This window comes from Epilithonimonas sp. (assembly GCF_032054305.1).
In the GTDB taxonomy this organism is placed as follows: domain Bacteria; phylum Bacteroidota; class Bacteroidia; order Flavobacteriales; family Weeksellaceae; genus Epilithonimonas.
Genome location: NZ_DAMBSX010000005.1, coordinates 1 through 16,300, shown reverse-complemented (window position 1 = coordinate 16,300; position 16,300 = coordinate 1). Strand labels below are relative to the sequence as shown.

The 16,300-nt window shown below is 30.8% G+C and carries 16 protein-coding genes; 14 read left to right on the top strand and 2 right to left on the bottom strand.

The features are described 5' to 3' along the window. Window positions 1–2: 2 nt before the first annotated feature. A complete protein-coding gene (locus tag RTX21_RS11405) occupies window positions 3–953 on the top strand; it encodes a 2-oxoglutarate and iron-dependent oxygenase domain-containing protein (RefSeq protein WP_312767772.1) in 951 nt (316 codons plus the stop codon). Window positions 954–1,026: 73 nt separating this feature from the next. On the opposite strand, the gene tyrS is transcribed toward RTX21_RS11405, so the two are convergent. Continuing rightward, the gene (gene tyrS / locus RTX21_RS11400) at window positions 1,027–2,319 is read right to left on the bottom strand and encodes a tyrosine--tRNA ligase (RefSeq protein WP_312767771.1); all 1,293 of its coding nucleotides are present in this window, start codon (window positions 2,317–2,319) and stop codon (window positions 1,027–1,029) included. 243 nt (window positions 2,320–2,562) lie between these two features. On the opposite strand from tyrS, the gene RTX21_RS11395 reads away from it, so the two are divergent. Both RTX21_RS11395 and RTX21_RS11390 read left to right on the top strand, forming a co-directional pair. Further along, window positions 2,563–3,732, top strand: a complete 1,170-nt coding sequence (locus RTX21_RS11395) for a hypothetical protein (protein ID WP_312767770.1) — start codon at window positions 2,563–2,565, stop codon at window positions 3,730–3,732. A 1-nt stretch (window position 3,733) separates the two neighbouring features. Then, a complete protein-coding gene (locus RTX21_RS11390; RefSeq protein WP_312767769.1) occupies window positions 3,734–4,270 on the top strand; it encodes a hypothetical protein in 537 nt (178 codons plus the stop codon). Between the two features lie 158 nt (window positions 4,271–4,428). On the opposite strand, the gene RTX21_RS11385 is transcribed toward RTX21_RS11390, so the two are convergent. Beyond that, on the bottom strand, window positions 4,429–4,869 hold the full coding sequence (locus RTX21_RS11385; RefSeq protein ID WP_312767767.1) for an NAD(P)H-dependent oxidoreductase: 441 nt from the start codon (window positions 4,867–4,869) through the stop codon (window positions 4,429–4,431). 117 nt (window positions 4,870–4,986) lie between these two features. Here RTX21_RS11385 and RTX21_RS11380 point away from each other — a divergent pair, with 117 nt between their 5' ends. From RTX21_RS11380 to RTX21_RS11330, 11 genes are all read left to right on the top strand, one after another. Next, window positions 4,987–5,370, top strand: a complete 384-nt coding sequence (locus tag RTX21_RS11380; RefSeq protein WP_312767765.1) for a helix-turn-helix domain-containing protein — start codon at window positions 4,987–4,989, stop codon at window positions 5,368–5,370. A 26-nt stretch (window positions 5,371–5,396) separates the two neighbouring features. Further along, window positions 5,397–6,782 carry a tRNA uridine-5-carboxymethylaminomethyl(34) synthesis GTPase MnmE gene (mnmE, locus tag RTX21_RS11375; protein WP_312767763.1) on the top strand — a complete coding sequence of 462 codons (1,386 nt, stop codon included), beginning with the start codon at window positions 5,397–5,399 and terminating at the stop codon, window positions 6,780–6,782. Between the two features lie 260 nt (window positions 6,783–7,042). Next, on the top strand, window positions 7,043–7,408 hold the full coding sequence (locus RTX21_RS11370) for a helix-turn-helix domain-containing protein (RefSeq protein ID WP_312767760.1): 366 nt from the start codon (window positions 7,043–7,045) through the stop codon (window positions 7,406–7,408). Window positions 7,409–8,331: 923 nt separating this feature from the next. Further along, on the top strand, window positions 8,332–9,471 hold the full coding sequence (locus tag RTX21_RS11365; RefSeq protein WP_312767758.1) for a site-specific integrase: 1,140 nt from the start codon (window positions 8,332–8,334) through the stop codon (window positions 9,469–9,471). 14 nt (window positions 9,472–9,485) lie between these two features. Then, on the top strand, window positions 9,486–10,685 hold the full coding sequence (locus RTX21_RS11360) for a hypothetical protein (RefSeq protein WP_312767755.1): 1,200 nt from the start codon (window positions 9,486–9,488) through the stop codon (window positions 10,683–10,685). A 102-nt stretch (window positions 10,686–10,787) separates the two neighbouring features. Continuing rightward, entirely contained in the window at window positions 10,788–11,078 is a 291-nt protein-coding gene (locus tag RTX21_RS11355) for a helix-turn-helix domain-containing protein (RefSeq protein WP_312767753.1), read from the top strand. Next, on the top strand, window positions 11,066–12,145 hold the full coding sequence (locus RTX21_RS11350) for a BT4734/BF3469 family protein (RefSeq protein WP_312767751.1): 1,080 nt from the start codon (window positions 11,066–11,068) through the stop codon (window positions 12,143–12,145). Before RTX21_RS11355 ends, RTX21_RS11350 begins: the two co-directional genes overlap by 13 nt. Window positions 12,146–12,489: 344 nt before the next feature. Further along, window positions 12,490–12,936: a lipocalin family protein gene (locus RTX21_RS11345; RefSeq protein ID WP_312767748.1), complete on the top strand. Its 447-nt coding sequence runs from the start codon at window positions 12,490–12,492 to the stop codon at window positions 12,934–12,936. Window positions 12,937–13,012: 76 nt separating this feature from the next. Next, on the top strand, window positions 13,013–13,885 hold the full coding sequence (locus tag RTX21_RS11340; protein ID WP_312767745.1) for a hypothetical protein: 873 nt from the start codon (window positions 13,013–13,015) through the stop codon (window positions 13,883–13,885). Between the two features lie 182 nt (window positions 13,886–14,067). After that, window positions 14,068–14,943, top strand: coding sequence for a hypothetical protein (locus RTX21_RS11335; RefSeq protein ID WP_312767742.1), 876 nt, complete (start codon window positions 14,068–14,070; stop codon window positions 14,941–14,943). Further along, window positions 14,943–16,142: an AAA family ATPase gene (locus RTX21_RS11330; protein ID WP_312767740.1), complete on the top strand. Its 1,200-nt coding sequence runs from the start codon at window positions 14,943–14,945 to the stop codon at window positions 16,140–16,142. Before RTX21_RS11335 ends, RTX21_RS11330 begins: the two co-directional genes overlap by 1 nt. Window positions 16,143–16,300 lie beyond the last annotated feature (158 nt).

Sequence of the window (16,300 nt, the reverse complement as noted above, 5' to 3'; positions counted from 1 at the left end):
AAATGGATAAAATACCTAGTGTAGACCTGCGTGATTTCCTTTCGGACAACCCGGAACGCAAACAGAAATTTGTAAATGAAATCGGAAAAGCTTACGAAGAAATTGGTTTTGTAGCCCTGAAAGGACATTTCCTGGATGACCAACTCGTAGACAATCTTTATGGAGAAGTCAAAAACTTCTTTCAACTTCCAACAGAAACCAAACTAAAGTACGAGATTCCCGGAATCGGAGGACAAAGAGGTTATGTTGGTTTTGGTAAAGAAACCGCAAAAGGCTTTAAAAAAGGAGATTTGAAAGAATTTTGGCATTTCGGACAGTACGTTTCGGATGACTCAAAATACAAAAACGAATATCCTGACAACGTAATCGTTGACGAACTTCCAAAGTTCAATGAAGTTGGTAAGGAAACCTATCAGATGCTTGAAAAGACTGGGAAATATGTCTTAAGAGCTTTGGCTTTGTATCTTGATCTGGATGAGTTTTATTTTGATGATAAAATTGCGGAAGGAAATTCTATCCTAAGACCAATTTATTATCCGCCAATTACTGAAGAACCGAATGATGCGGTAAGAGCTGCTGCTCACGGAGATATCAACTTAATCACACTTTTGATGGGTTCACAAGGAAAAGGACTTCAGGTTCAGAACCACAAAGGTGAATGGATTGATGCAATTGCAGAACCGGATGAGTTGATGATTAACGTTGGCGATATGTTGTCAAGACACACGAACAATAAATTGAAATCGACGATTCACAGAGTGGTCAATCCGCCAAGAGAATTGTGGGGAACTTCGAGATATTCGATTCCATTCTTTATGCATCCGGTGAGCAACATGCCTCTTAATGCACTTGAAAATTGTGTCGATGAAAATAACCCGAAATTATATCCTGATGCAACAGCTGGAGAATTTTTACGAGAAAGACTGATTGAATTAGGTTTGATAAAAATCTAATCGAGATTATATTTTAAAAAAAATACCGTTGAGAGCTCAACGGTATTTTTTTATAATTTATTTAAGAGTAGGTTTAAATAGCTTTTACAATAAAATAGTTTTTCTTTCCTTTTTGAAGAAGGAGAAACTTTCCATCAATCAAATTATTTTCTGATGCAGAGTATTGGTCATCAACTTTAGTTTTGTTTACTGAGATCGCATTTCCTTTTAATTCTCTTGTGGCCTCGCTTTTCGAATTTAAAAAACCCGAATTAGAAAGAAGATCAACAATGTTTTGTCCTAATACTTCGGTTTTTGAAATTTCAGTTTGCGGAACACCATCAAAAATTTCCAAGAAAGTATCTTCGTCCAGATTGGCAAAATCTTCCGCAGTAGATCTCCCAAAAAGTATCTTAGTTGCAGTCAAAGCCTTTTCGTATTCTTTTTCTCCGTGTACCCAAACTGTTACTTCTTCGGCTAATTTTTTCTGAAGTTTTCTTTCTCCCGGATTACCGTTGTGCTCATCAATCAAAGCTTCGATTTCTTCTTTTGGAAGGAACGTATAGAACTTGATAAATCTTTCTGCATCAGAATCGGTTGCATTCAACCAGAATTGGTAGAATTTGTAAGGTGAAGTTTTCTTAGCATCCAGCCAATAATTCTCACCACTTTCAGATTTTCCGAATTTGGAGCCATCTGCCTTTGTTATCAAAGGAACGGTTAAAGCGTATGCTTCTCCTTGTGCTTTTCTTCTGATCAATTCTGTTCCGGTCGTGATGTTTCCCCATTGGTCAGAACCTCCCATTTGAAGTTTAACGCCTTCATTCTGATAAAGATGAAGGTAATCGTAACCTTGTAAAAGTTGGTAAGTGAACTCTGTAAAGCTCATTCCGTCTACACCAGAATCTCCTGAGAAACGTTTTTTCACCGAATCTTTTGCCATCATATAATTAACAGTGATGTGCTTTCCGATGTTTTTTGCAAAGTCAAGGAAAGTAAAATTCTTCATCCAGTCGTAATTGTTGACAAGAATTGCTTTGTTGTCTCCATTACCATCAAATTTTAAGAATCTGGATAATTGATTTTTCAGACAATCGACGTAATAGAGTAGAGTTTCCTCGCTCAAAAGATTACGTTCAGCAGATTTGCCGGAAGGGTCGCCGATCATTCCTGTCGCTCCACCAACCAGTGCTATCGGCTGATGGCCGTGCTGTTGAAAATGAGCCAGGATCTTGATCTGGATAAGGCTTCCGATATGCAAAGAATCTGCTGTTGGGTCAAACCCGATGTAAGCTTTTGTCATTTCTTTATTCAGTTGATCTTCCGTTCCCGGCGTCATGTCAGAAAAAAGTCCGCGCCATTTTAGCTCTTCGATAAATGCATTCATTGTCTTAAAAATTTCGTGCAAATATAATGATTACTATTCGTAATTGCTTTTCAATGTCAAAAATCATCTATAATGATTTTTTAATTTAATTCATTAATAATTGATTATTTTTTTAATGATTTAAAACATAATTATATTTTAGTGAATTAGAATGTGTTTAATCGGTGTTTGATTGATGTTTTTTTTATATATTTGCAGGCCAATACACACAATGATGAAATAGATTTATAAAATATTTCTCAAATGAATAGGATTTTTAATGCAAATGTTTATGATTGTCTCGCTTTTTTCACTTGTTGTTTATTATTTGGTCAGGTAAGGCCTTCCGCAATTTATGGTGATTACAATGGTTATTGGGTTTCTCAGGCGAACACAGGGTATGTTACCTCCAGAGATAATAATAATCTGATCGGCTTAACTGTAAATAATGTAACTTATGCAACCGGTGTTAACGATGTAGCACTTACTTCTCATGGTATAAGCCCTGTATTTGAAAATTACAGAGCATTTCCAACTTCGTTTTCTGTTTCCAGTACTGCAGCCAATTTTCTTGTTGGGACACCGAGGTACATCAATGGAGTAGAGCAGACTCAGGCGGTTGCGCCTTCTCTTAGCTGTGATGTCCCTTTGGGTTATTATTTGAGAGATGGTGAGCACGGACTGAATTTGGGTACAGCTGTTTTTAATATTCCAAAACAAGAATTGGCATTTTATGTCAATGTTTTGGCTGATATCAATCCTAACTGTATCAATGACGATATACCGGATATTATTGTTACACAGGTAGGAGCGCCGAGTTCCACCTATGATATTTTTAAATTCACGGATCTAAATGGAAAAACGATCGGTGTAGAAAAGCAGGTCAATTTTTCCTCTGTCACACCTTCTGGATTAGCACTTTGGAATTTTTACTCCGCAGGTTCCTGTCCTCATATGTATTATACTCCAAATGGATTTTCTAATACAACAAGAGATGTAAGGGTTTTGACTTTTAAATTGAGCGACTTCGGAATTACATCTACCAATTATACAAGTGCAGTAAAATTTATACAGGTCTTGTCGGGTGATAGTGATGTTGCATTCTCTGCTTACAGTACCAACTCGATGTCGCTTTATTGCTTGGAAAGTGCCGTAACAAATGGAACCGCTTTGAGCACACAAACCGGGATAACAACGCTGGGAAGAGCAGGTTCTGAAAGTGATAATTGGCCAATGGTAAGAAAGGGAGGTTATCTGGCTTTGGAGTCTAATAAAAAACCTTTTGTCCCAACAAGAGTATCGACGGCGGGACTAGCCAATATTACAAATCCAGTAGAAGGGATGATGGTATATGATACGACAGAGAATTGTCTGAAAATTTATGTGAATTCAACGATCGGTTGGAAATGTTATAATAGAAAAACTTGTCCTTAAAATGAAAAAGAATTTGGTGGTATTATTGTTTGTGCTTGCTATAAGTAAGGTATCTTCACAAGTGATCTTTGGAAATAGCGCAGGAACAGCATCTGATAAAACTTCTGTACTAATGGAATTTCCAAATACAGGGAACAGAGGACTTATTCTTCCATATGTTACGGATAAGTCTGCAATAACGGCTGCTGGAAGTATTATTTTGGATGCATCTATACCTACGGATGCAAAAGTAAAATATTACACTGGTACTACTTGGGTGGATCTAAGTGTGCAATCTGCAGATGTTTCTTCTTATTTGACGATTCAGCCTCCTGCAAAAGAAAATTCTACTGCAAAGGTTATCATTGGTGATAATACTTCATCAACTGATGGCGTACTGGTTCTGGAATCTACAAACAAGGCTATGGTATTACCAATAGTCCCTTCGTATCAAAACATAATAAACCCAGCGCCAGGAACTATGGCATTGGTGAACAATGGGGGAATCAAAACGTTGGCTGTGTATAATGGTATACAATGGAGCTTTTGGAGTTATTGACCCTTTAAATTATGTCTAAAAAATAAAATAAACCCGTTTGTAAATCCAACGGGTTTATTTATTATAATTATTTGATCTTTAATTGAAAATCAAATTTTTGTAAAGTTCCTGAGTAGCTTTTATGTCTTCTTCTTTAAGATTGTGTATGTCATTTAAGCTTATGTGACCAATATATTTTGCTCCAGTATATTTATAGAACCGCTGATCGGAGTGAGGTATTCTTCCACAGTAAATCCTTTTTCCCCATTTGGCAAATACGATTCTTTGACACCGCCTGTCGTGGTCGCAATTCCAAATTCTTTTTCTACCAATGCATTTCCATCTGGTCCATATGCCCAGCCAAAAGTGAAAACTTCATCAATCCATGTTTTCAAAAATCCAGGTATATTGAACCAATAAGTAGGGAACTGGAAAATCACTCTGGAATGTTTTGAGATTAGATCCTGTTCTTTCACAATGTCAATTTTACCGTCCGGATAAGCTTCGTAGATGTTATGGATCGTAATATTTTCTTCATTGGAAATATTTTGTAATAACGCTCTGTTTGCAATAGAAGCACTGTAATTTGGGTGCGCTAAGATAATTAATATGCTATTCATTTTAGTGTATATTAGAAAGTTACTCTCTTTTGGAGAGCAAGAGTATTATCTTTGTAATTTCCAAACAAGAACAGACTTGGTAGAAATTAACGAACTTAAAAGTAACTATTGCTGAAAATGAGTGAATTAAAAATTGAAAAAAGTAAATATTTTAATAACGGAAACTGTCCGATAAGATTAGTTTTGGATAGGATAGGAGAAAAATGGTCAATTTTGATTCTGTTGTTATTGAAAGAAAATGAAGTTTTAAGATTTAATGAAATCAACAAACTCATTGGTGATATTTCTCAAAAAATGTTGACCCAAACTCTTAAATCTTTGGAAGCCGATGGACTCATTACAAGAAAGATCTATCCTGTTGTTCCGCCAAAAGTCGAATATAGATTAACGGAATTGGGCGAAGATTTTTATCCCCTGATCTCCAATATCACAGACTGGGCAAAAACAAATTTGCCCCAAATCCTGGAAAACAGAAAAAAATCAACAAATAAAATCAATTAAATCTTCTCAAACATTATTTTTGCAAAATGAATCAGGATACTATTTGTGCACTGGCAACAGCTAACGGGATCGGAGCAATTGGAATTATCAGAGTTTCCGGAAATGGATCTTTCGAGATCGTCAATAGAATTTTTGAAGGGAAAAATCTGGAGAAAGTTGAATCTCACACAGTTCATTATGGTTTTATCAAAGATGAAAATGAGACGATTGATGAAGTTATGGTGTCTGTTTTCCATGCTCCCAAGACATTTACAACTGAGAATTCCGTAGAAATCTCTTTCCACGGTTCACCTTACATCGGTAAAAAAATTCTTGAAGCTCTGATTAATAATGGTGCGAGAATGGCAAAAGCGGGAGAGTTTACGATGCGTGCGTTTATGAATGGCAGAATCGATCTGTCACAAGCTGAATCCATCGCCGACCTAATTGCATCTGAAAATGAAGCTTCCAGAAAAGTAGCCTTGAATCAATTAAAAGGAGGTATTTCTAATGAGATTTCATTCTTAAGAAATGATTTGTTGAATTTCACATCTTTAATTGAGTTGGAACTTGATTTTGCAGAAGAGGATGTTGAGTTTGCTGATAGAACTGCACTTAAGTCTTTGCTGTATAAAATTGAAGAAAAACTAAATTCATTAATTGAAAGCTTCCAATACGGGAATGCCATTAAAAATGGAACTGCGGTGGCTATCATCGGAAAACCAAATGCTGGAAAATCTACACTCTTGAACGCACTTTTGAAAGAAGAAAGAGCGATTGTGAGCAATATCGCAGGAACAACGCGAGATATAATTGAAGAAATCCTTCATATCAAAGGTCATGCTTTCCGATTAATAGACACAGCTGGTTTACGAGAAACATCTGATGAAATTGAAGCGATTGGAGTAAAAAAAGCTAAGGAAAAAGTGCAAAACGCTGAGATTTTAGTTTACCTGGCAGATGCGGGAACTGAAGACTTTTCTGAAGACATTGAAATGATAAAATCTCTATTAAGAGAAGATTTGAAACTGATTATTTGTGCTACAAAAATTGATGAGGTTATTCCAACTCAATATGAAAAGTTAGAGCAGATATTCAGAAACGAAATCTCCACTGATTTTGATTTTATAAAAATTTCGGCTGTTGAGAATCAAAATATTCAGGATTTGAAAAACGAATTATCATCTTATGTAGAACATTTAAAATCCGAAGAGGGGAATGTAGTGATTACCAACCAACGTCATTACGAAGCTTTACAAAAGTCTCTTAATTCAGTTAAACAAGTAGATGAAGCAGTAAGCTTACAAATTACCACTGAATTGCTGGCTTATGAACTTCGGAATGCTTTGGAATATCTTGGTGAAATTTCAGGTGAATTTAGTAATGATGAAGTTTTGGGAAATATTTTTTCTAAGTTTTGTATCGGGAAGTAATCGCTGATTTCCAAGCACTATAATACAACTATACAACCTGCATTAATAAAGGAAAAACAGAAAGTGGTAAGTGACATTTTCTGACATTTGTTGACATCTTTTATACCACTAATTGTGATACTCCGTTGTTTTTAATCTCTAAAAAAATGAATTTTAGGATACTCTAAGGGAAATTTAAACGGTAAATAATCGTAGATACACGCAAATACCGCTAAATACTGAGAGAGATTATTAACATACAGAAAATCGGAAAGTATCAAATGAGCAGTAACATTAGGATTGAGAAGATTTGTATCTTCTGCAAAGAGAAATTCATCGCTAAAACATTCTCTACAAAGTATTGTAGTCACAGATGTAATCAAAAGGATTATAAGAAAAAAGTAAAGGAGGAGAAACTCCAAAAATCAAAAGAAGAATTTCAAACGGAGATAAAACTCAAACAACTTAAAGTGGTTTCTATTGAAGATGTTCAGAAGAAAACATATCTTACTATAAAAGAAGTTTGTTTGTTGATGAATATCTCTGAATCTACAATCAGAAAACTGATTAAAAACGGAGATTTAAAAACAATCCGTGTTGGTAAGAAACATTTTCTTTTGAAATCAGAATTAAATAATTTCCGTTGAGATTAATCATCAAACATTCAAAATTTCCGTTGTATTAAATCCAAAAATCGGTTTTAAACAATTTTCAATGGAACAATACAGATTTAAGAATTAAAATTGTTGTAACTTCTTTAAAAACGATAATGGTGTTTTGAGTGTTGTTTTCTGAATAGAAGTTGTTTCTTATTTCCATTTTGTTAAATTTTGTTGATGATTCTATATTTATATACCATTGAATATGAATATATTATATAAGTATATATATTATATATAATATAAGAGGATATTTATAAAGAGGATATTTTAAGTAGTAGTAGTAAAGAAAAGTAGTAAGATATTTAGTAGTAGAGTAAAATCAGTTAAAACGGTAGTAAATTAAGAGGAGAAATAAAGTAAATCAAACGAAAAATCAGAAAATATCAAAAGAGGAACGAAAATTAAGGAGGAAATTTCAAACCGAAGAGGAGATTTCTGCTGTGAGGTTTGATATTTTGTAGTTGATTTTCAAATTTTTACGTTGATGATAGTATCAAATGATATTATAGAACAAACGGAAATCGATATTAGAATGATTTTAATATCACAATCGCTGAATTTATTATGATGAAAAATTTAAGATGTAGAACTTTTTTAAAAACAGTAGTTGTTTTTTCAAAATAAAAGGAAGGACTTTGCACCACTTTACAATTGAGGGAGTCGAAGTTTTTAATGAGGTAAAGAGAATCCAAACAGAAATGTTTGGATTTTTTTTTGAAATATTAGGTAATGAATCAATACAAAGTGATACGATTCAACCACTGTAGGAGTGGGTTAGTTTCTCATAGAGAAAGTAAACTGAGAAATTTTGAAACAATGTAATTAGGTTAATACCACACGTTTACTGTTGTCTCCGAAGTGAGTTAGGGGGAATGTTACACCACAATTAGTAACAAAACCTAAGAAAAATGAAAGTTTATTTAAAAGTCAGAGAGGGGAAACTTAGTAAAAAAAGTATTGAAAAAGGACGTGTGAAAATGAATAGTTTGTTTTTGATGTTCCACGATAGTTCAACTCAAAAAAGAAGTTATGAGTTTTTGAAACTTTATATCTATGATAAACCAAAAACGATTATAGAGAAAGATCACAACAAAGAAACATTACAACTTGCAGAATCTATAAAAGCTGAAAAAGTATTAGAATTTAATTCGAGGAAACACGGATTTGTAAGTAGTTCAAGTGGTAAGATTGGATTTCTGAATTATTTTAATGAATTGGTTGAAAAGAAATATGATTCAAAGGGAACTCACGGAAATTGGTATAGTACGTTGAAACATCTAACTATTTTTTGTAAAGGAATAGATGTTCAGATTTCCAAAATAGATGAAACATTCTTGGAGAATTTTAAGGAATATCTTTTGAAAGAAAAAATATCTAATAAGGGAGGTAGATTATCACAAAATACGGCGTTATCATACTTTAATAAAGTAAGAACCGCATTGAAAGAGGCTCATAGAAATAAAATGATTTCTGAGAATCCTGTTGTGAGAGTAAAAACAATAAAGGAGAAAGAAACCAATAGAGAATATCTCACTTTGGATGAGTTAAAAAAATTAGTGAAAACTGAATGTGAAGTACCAATAATGAAAGATGCTTTTATTTTCAGTTGTTTAACGGGCGTAAGGTTTTGTGATGTTGAGAATTTGAAATGGAAAGATTTATTTTATGATTCTGAAAATGGTTGGATTTTAAAATATACACAACAGAAAACAAAGGGAGTTGAAAATCTACCGATAAATGAGCAGGCTGTAAAACTTCTTGGAGAGAAAAAAGATGATGATGTTCCATTGTTTGAAACTTTAACTTATAGTGCCTACCACAATAAAAAATTACATAAATGGGTAAAGGAAGCAGGAATCGATAAACACATCACTTACCACAGTTCACGACATACTTTTGCTACCTTGCAATTAACTATGGGTACCGATATTTACACAGTTAGTAAATTATTAGGACACCGACATGTGAAAACAACAGAAATCTATACGAAAGTGATTGATAAAAAGAAGATAGATGCTGTATCTAAAATTCCTGATTTATATTTGTAGATAAAACTTTATCTATGAATGATATGATTGGAGAACATTCCCAAAATTCTTATTTCGAAGAGTTATCTTATAAAGAATACCAAAAGAGAGATATTCTTAATGAGAACAACGATAAAATTAATTTCTCAGAAATTAAAGAAAGATTGAAAGAAGTTAGGAATGTTCTTCCTCATTATAGTAGGAAAGAAATAATATCATTAGAAGAAAAATTTTGTGATATTAAATCATATGAAGAAAAACTACAATTTTGGATTGATGAGGATTTAGGATTAATAAATACTGATTTATCCTATATAAAAAAAGTTAAAAATAAAAAATTCAGGATACCATTTTCAATTGAACCAATTAATGATGTAGAAGATAATTTATACTTTAACTGTCTACTAAAATGGTTTAATGAAAATACAGTAAACTCCAAAATAAAATATTTCACTTTTGAAACTCTTAAAACAAATTTGTTGGATAATGGTCAGTTGAGAAAAAAATTAATCAACACAGAATTGAACCAAACAAAAAATCGAATCAATGATTTAATTTCCAACGAACAATTTTTCACGCAAAAATTTGTGGATGGTTTTCGTCTGAATCAGAATCTACTTACAGATTTGTATGATGGTTATCTTACTACTAATAAGATTATTGTATTAGCTTACTTATTATCACCTATGTTGGGTTACTTAGAATATGAAAAATTCCTAAACCAAAAATTAAAGAATGAAGATTTTATTTCAGAAGTAAAAATGAAATCAGAAGAGAAAGGAGGTAAAGGAAATCCTGTGTTGAAAGGATGTACATTTAGGAAAACACATTTTTTTACAACAGAAAATTTAGATAAGCTAAGAAGTGAACTGATTGAAAAAAATATTATAGAAAATATTTCATTTGATAATTTCAAAGATATTTTTTCTGAACAACCAACTACAAAGGTAAAGAGTAGGATAATTTGGAAGTTGGAAAATAATCGTTCATCTACAACATACAAAAGATATGATTGGCAATCATTACTTAGTTTGATAAACGAAGTTGTAGAGCCCGATTTTGTAACGTATAAAGTAGAAATAAAAGAACTACTAAAATGGTATTTCGATTTCCCCGATAACACACTTTCTAACAAAATTGAAGATTCATTTTCCGATTATCTAACCAGATTTGAAAAAAATCACAGAAAATCAACTGAAAAAATTAATGAAATTTTCAAAGTTTTTTATAAATAATTGATTGTCAGTTATAATTTAACCCCGAAACACACCACTTAAAGAGATTTAACCCCGACTTAAACTAATTTTTCTTTGGCATAAATAAAATTCATTATAATTATGTCAAAGAAAATTAATTTTTTACAAAGAGAAGAGGTTAAATTCCTTTTTGAAAGAAGAATGCTAACCACAAAAGAAGCAGCCTTTTATTTAGGATTAAGTGTTATAACTGTAAGAAGAAAAGCTGGAAAGGGGGTGTTTCCATCATACCGACCAAATGAGGGCAAACTATACTTTGAAATCTCAGATTTGGATGAATATCTGTTATCAAAAACAAGAAGCAGTTTGGAGAAATCCAGAGAGAAAGCCTCAACGTTGAACTTTAAAATTTCTAAGAAATGGAAAATTTAATGTTTAACGAATATAAAAATTCTTTGACTAAAAGTAGTGTAGAGATTTCTGAAAAAGAAATCATCGAAAAAATCAGAAGTGGTTTCAGAATCAAAGGTAAGATTGAAAAAATTAGAACGGAAATTCTAAACAATGGAAAATCAGATGTTTCAAACAAACTTAAAATGGAACTACCTGCGTTTATCATTGCAGGTAGGTTTTCAAACGTTGGTAGAGGTAAAGAAAACTTACTGAGTTATCACGGTTGGATGATTTTTGATATTGATAACATTAAAAGTGAAGAGGAATTTCAGAAGATTTTTAATAAGTTAAAACAGAATCCATTAGTTAGAACAGTGTTTCGATCTCCATCAGGAAACGGGATGAAAATTATTGTGGTAACGGATAACAAAGATTCAGGAAAACACACAGAACTCTACAAAAAATTGATGAAACATCTTGAATCAGAGTTAAATGTTAAATTCGATTCAACTTGTGATGTTAATCGGTTGTGTTTTTACTCCTACGATCCCGATATTTATCACAATGAAAATTCTGAAATTTTTGAATTTGAAAATTCGGAGGAAAATTTTTCAGAAGAAGAATCAATAGAGATTTTTGAAACTCAATTTATAAGGGAAATGGAGTACACAATAGATTTTACAAATAAAGTATCAGATTTTATAAAAGAGAACAGAAATAACTATATCTATTTATTAGGAAAAAATTGTTTTGGTTCTGGGTTGAACAAACAAATGGTTATCGATTATTGTATCATTAATTTTGAGGATGAAGATTTTAATGGATATGAAATTCAATTGATATTAGAGAATTCTTATTCCAATAAAAATGGTGAGTTTGGAAAATGGAGACCAAAGATGTTAAGAGATATTAAAGTGAAAATTGAAAAAAAAGAAGTTAGAGATTCATTAGAAATATCTTTTTTAGAAAAATATTCTTCACAATTGGATTCTGCATTTTTTAAAAATTATAATACTTCCCTGAATCGATTGAATACCAAAAAAGAAAAAGAAATGTTCAACTTAGGAGTGAAAACAACTTTAGAATTAATTTACAAAACGGAATAATCACTCATTGAAAGTTGGAGTTTATCGTATGAAATAATATCTTTACATTATAATTTAAAAAGAAAAATATCGAATAAATAAAATTTAAAATACTCAACATTAGCGAACTGTTTTCTGTCTTTGAAAAAGTCGAAAATTTAATATCCACAGGAAAAAGTTTAGCAAATGTTCAAGTCTATGGCTTGAGCGTTGCTTTACTTTGTGGATAAGGGCTTCGACTCCCTCAAAGACAGGTAGAGATTAACGTCTCAAGCCTGTTTTTTTGTTTTTATACCATAGAATACGGTTTTCCGTAAGGATTGTTGAGAGATAAATTATAAAATTGAAACTTAAATAATTGAACTATGAAAACGAAAAAATCTATCATCACCACATTATCTTTTTTGATAATATTCTCCTGCAGTAGTAGTAACGATGATGAAACTACAACTGAAACACAACCCAATTTATTTAACAAATGGAGTTTAACTGTTTGGAAACTTAACAATGTAAATCAAACACTAACATCTTGTGATAAACAGGGATACATTCAATTTAATACTAATGGAACCTTTGAACGAAAAGATTATAATTTTAGTAATGGTAATTGTATTTTGGAGGGTGAGGATAATGGTAAATACACTTATAATTCTTCTAACCACAAAATAACATTAAATTTTGTAGATAATACAGATGGACCACAAACAGAAATTTTGAATAATGTAGAATTCACTACCCCAAAATTGAACTATAGTTGGGATGAAGATGGAAATGGAACAGATGAACATTATTTGGAATACACTAAAAATTAAAGATATGAAAATGAGATTATTACAAGCTTTAGTCGTAGTTATTAATAATGAGAATGTTAATTTTAAGTATTAAACTATGATAAGAATATTTTTATTTTTCACACTACTAACAATTTTTTCGTGTAAACAGAGTAACTCATTAGATGGAATTTACGAATATGAACCAAACAAAGAGAACAAAGGAAATATTTTTCAAATGGGAAGAGAGATGGGGTGTTCTATAATTGGAAGATTCGAGTTCAGAGATGGTAAATGTTATTTCAATGTAATGGGTGTTGAACAAAGAGTAGATTATGAAATAGATAATGGAATAATTTATCTCAATACTAACAATTTTAATAATAACGCAGGAGCTGGAATTACTATAATAGATGATAATACATTAAATTATGCGGGTTGTACATTTAGAAAAATAATAGAGAATGAAACCACAGCAGAAGAAAATAACACTATCGAATCGAAATCAGAAAATGGAAAAACTTCTAATAAGCAGAATCAATTAACTGAATTTCAAAAATATACTTATAATAAGTTGATAGATAAAAATTACTATGAAGATGGTGGTATGTCTTCAGATGTATTTAAGAAATATTATTTTTTATATGGTGTAGTAAAAAAGATAATTACAGAAGATGGATATAATGATTATAAAATTCACATAACAAAAACTTCTAAAGAATTTGATAATTTATATAGTGATATGGATTCTTTTGAAAATACAGATATTGTTGTTAGTTTAGAACCAGATAATTTGTATAATAGCAGGGGTAAAATTAAAGAGGGGTGGAAAGGAAGATATGATTTAAGTTTTAAGGACTACAAAAAACTAAAAGAATTATTGGTAGAAGGAAGAAAGATCAAATTCTCTTATATAGAAGGAGGAGCAGGAACAACAGGAACAGCCACTGCTGGAATATTTTATTTCAATTACATTGAAAAGATGGATTAGAATTAAGTTGTTCTAAATGTAGAACATCTTCAAAAATCAAATTTTAATATAAATATGAGTTTGTAATCATTTAAGAAAAATAAAATTGTAGAATCAATTGATTCTGTGATGATTGTTGATAAGTCCTCTATGTTAAGAGGACTTTTTTTTGTTAAATTTGTAAGAATATAAAATTAATAATAATGAATAACCAATTAAATAAAATCTTTAACATCTATTATATCAATTTCGCAAAGGTTTATGAGATAAAAATGATGTTGAGTAACATAATCTCAATTGGAGGAGAAATTGAAAATCAAATTGAAAAAGGTAATGAAAAAGAACTTAAAACTAAGTTAGGAGCCAAATTTCTAACATTATTTAGTGGAGAGATTGAAGGAGGTATAAAATCAAATAATTCTGATTCAAGAAAAGTTTTAGAAACATTTGAAATTAAAACGACAAAATCAATAATATTAAATGAGATAATCGAAAAGAGTAAAAGTATAAATGATTTTGAAAACACTGATGAGGGAGAATTGGTAATCGTGGATGATGTTAATCTATCATTGGAAAATGATGCAGAATTGAGAACGGTAAAATTATTTTCTAATGGAGGTTTTAAAGGTATGGCTATACCTGGAGCAGAAGGATTTGATATAAACAATTTATTTAATTCTATGCTTAAGGATTATGCATATAAAATGAAAGGTAAAATTAAAAATAGTATTGAGGAGATTTTAGTAAAAATACCGTTATCTTTTGAAAGTGAATTTGAAAGTTCATATAGTGTAGATGATTTATTTATAGGAAAAGTTTCATTAGTAGGATTGTATAAAGGTAAAATCAAAATCAACACTTTGAGAAATTCATTCCAATTTTTTCAGGAACTTGGAAGTTTACAAAATCTGAATACAACTAATTCAACTGATGATGAAATTCAGGAAAGTCAATATACTGAATCAAATGTAAATCAGAATTTTTATCCGTTTGTTTCCAATGATGATGAAAAAGATTATCATTATATTGATTTGTTAGCTATAGTTCAAAATGTTAATATTCCTCAAGAAGTGAAATAATGGGTAAGAAACTTATATTTTTTCATAAAGAAGAATTTTCTACTTATAAAAGTATGATGACTAATAAAGGTTATATTATAAATAGTATAACTAAATATTTGAATTCTAACGATATATTAGAACATTTTGATTATCAAAGTGAGATTATAGATGTATCTTCTTTAACATTTGCTTTTAAAAATGATAATCTTTCGTTTCAACTTGAACAACTATTACCATTTTTTTCAGATGAAACAATATTTATTGCGGATTTAAAATATGAAGAGGTTTTAACATATGAATTAAGATATTGTATCGATGAATTTGAAGAATTAGAAATTGAACTACCGAAAGATAATAAACCAAATAACGGGGTTAGTAAATCCTTTGTAAAGAAAAGAATTATTGATCTAAAAGGAGATGATTTAAAAAACTTTTGGAATGAATTCAATGGTAGATTATATGGACATCAAAAATTTAAAGATGATTTTTTTAAATTAGTGAATGTGTTCAATATATTCAATGCTTTAGGTGAGCATAAAATTTTATCATTGTTTGTATTGGGAGATTCTGGAGTTGGTAAAACCGAAATAGCAAGAGTACTCCAAAAATGCCTAAAAGGTAAAAACAAACTTGCTAAGATTAATTTTGGAAATTATAGTAGTAAAGATGCTTTAAACTCTTTAATTGGAAGTCCTCGAGGATATATAGGAAGTGAAACAGGAGAATTATTTGAGAAAGTGAAAGAATCTGATGTTGGATTAATTCTAATTGATGAATTTGAAAAAGGAGATACGGCTGTATTCAATTATTTTTTGGAAGTTCTTGAGAATGGTAAAATGACAAATTCTCAAGGGGAAGAAATTGATTTGAATGGTTACACAATTATTTTTACTTCAAATATCTCTAAAGAGAATTTTAAAAAGGTTATTTCTCCAGAATTACGTTCAAGATTCAATTATAAAGTACATTTTAGTTTATTGTTTAATAATGATAAAGATAAATTTGTTAGATATAGATTAGGGGAAATAATGAATAAATTTGAAACGAAATTTAATTTAGAATTTCCGAATGATACTCACGATAATTTAGTTAGTAAGATAGAAGTTTCGAAATTTAAAAATATGCGTGATTTAAATAAAGAAATAAAGGATAGGTTTGTTGAATATATTACCCAAACAGTTATAGATACCGATGAAACTTTGGAGATAAATTACTAAAAGGATACTAAAAGATTATAAACACCCACAAACAGTAAAGAGAAACTTTCTGTATCGGGAAGTAAAGTTATCAAATAACATCAAAACAAAATACAATAAAATACTGGAGTTGCTAACTTTGTTAGGACACGATTCTTATACTCTTTAACTTTAAGAGT

Bases quoted from the DNA above. Each gene is read 5' to 3' on its own strand.
- RTX21_RS11390 (WP_312767769.1), top strand. From the start codon at position 3,734: ATGAAAAAGAATTTGGTGGTATTATTGTTTGTGCTTGCTATAAGTAAG.
- RTX21_RS11380 (WP_312767765.1), top strand. From the start codon at position 4,987: ATGAGTGAATTAAAAATTGAAAAAAGTAAATATTTTAATAACGGAAAC.
- RTX21_RS11355 (WP_312767753.1), top strand. From the start codon at position 10,788: ATGTCAAAGAAAATTAATTTTTTACAAAGAGAAGAGGTTAAATTCCTT.
- tyrS (WP_312767771.1), bottom strand. From the start codon at position 2,319: ATGAATGCATTTATCGAAGAGCTAAAATGGCGCGGACTTTTTTCTGAC.
- mnmE (WP_312767763.1), top strand. From the start codon at position 5,397: ATGAATCAGGATACTATTTGTGCACTGGCAACAGCTAACGGGATCGGA.
- RTX21_RS11345 (WP_312767748.1), top strand. From the start codon at position 12,490: ATGAAAACGAAAAAATCTATCATCACCACATTATCTTTTTTGATAATA.
- RTX21_RS11340 (WP_312767745.1), top strand. From the start codon at position 13,013: ATGATAAGAATATTTTTATTTTTCACACTACTAACAATTTTTTCGTGT.
- RTX21_RS11365 (WP_312767758.1), top strand. From the start codon at position 8,332: ATGAAAGTTTATTTAAAAGTCAGAGAGGGGAAACTTAGTAAAAAAAGT.
- RTX21_RS11405 (WP_312767772.1), top strand. From the start codon at position 3: ATGGATAAAATACCTAGTGTAGACCTGCGTGATTTCCTTTCGGACAAC.
- RTX21_RS11395 (WP_312767770.1), top strand. From the start codon at position 2,563: ATGAATAGGATTTTTAATGCAAATGTTTATGATTGTCTCGCTTTTTTC.
- RTX21_RS11350 (WP_312767751.1), top strand. From the start codon at position 11,066: ATGGAAAATTTAATGTTTAACGAATATAAAAATTCTTTGACTAAAAGT.
- RTX21_RS11335 (WP_312767742.1), top strand. From the start codon at position 14,068: ATGAATAACCAATTAAATAAAATCTTTAACATCTATTATATCAATTTC.
- RTX21_RS11370 (WP_312767760.1), top strand. From the start codon at position 7,043: ATGAGCAGTAACATTAGGATTGAGAAGATTTGTATCTTCTGCAAAGAG.
- RTX21_RS11330 (WP_312767740.1), top strand. From the start codon at position 14,943: ATGGGTAAGAAACTTATATTTTTTCATAAAGAAGAATTTTCTACTTAT.
- RTX21_RS11385 (WP_312767767.1), bottom strand. From the start codon at position 4,869: ATGAATAGCATATTAATTATCTTAGCGCACCCAAATTACAGTGCTTCT.
- RTX21_RS11360 (WP_312767755.1), top strand. From the start codon at position 9,486: ATGAATGATATGATTGGAGAACATTCCCAAAATTCTTATTTCGAAGAG.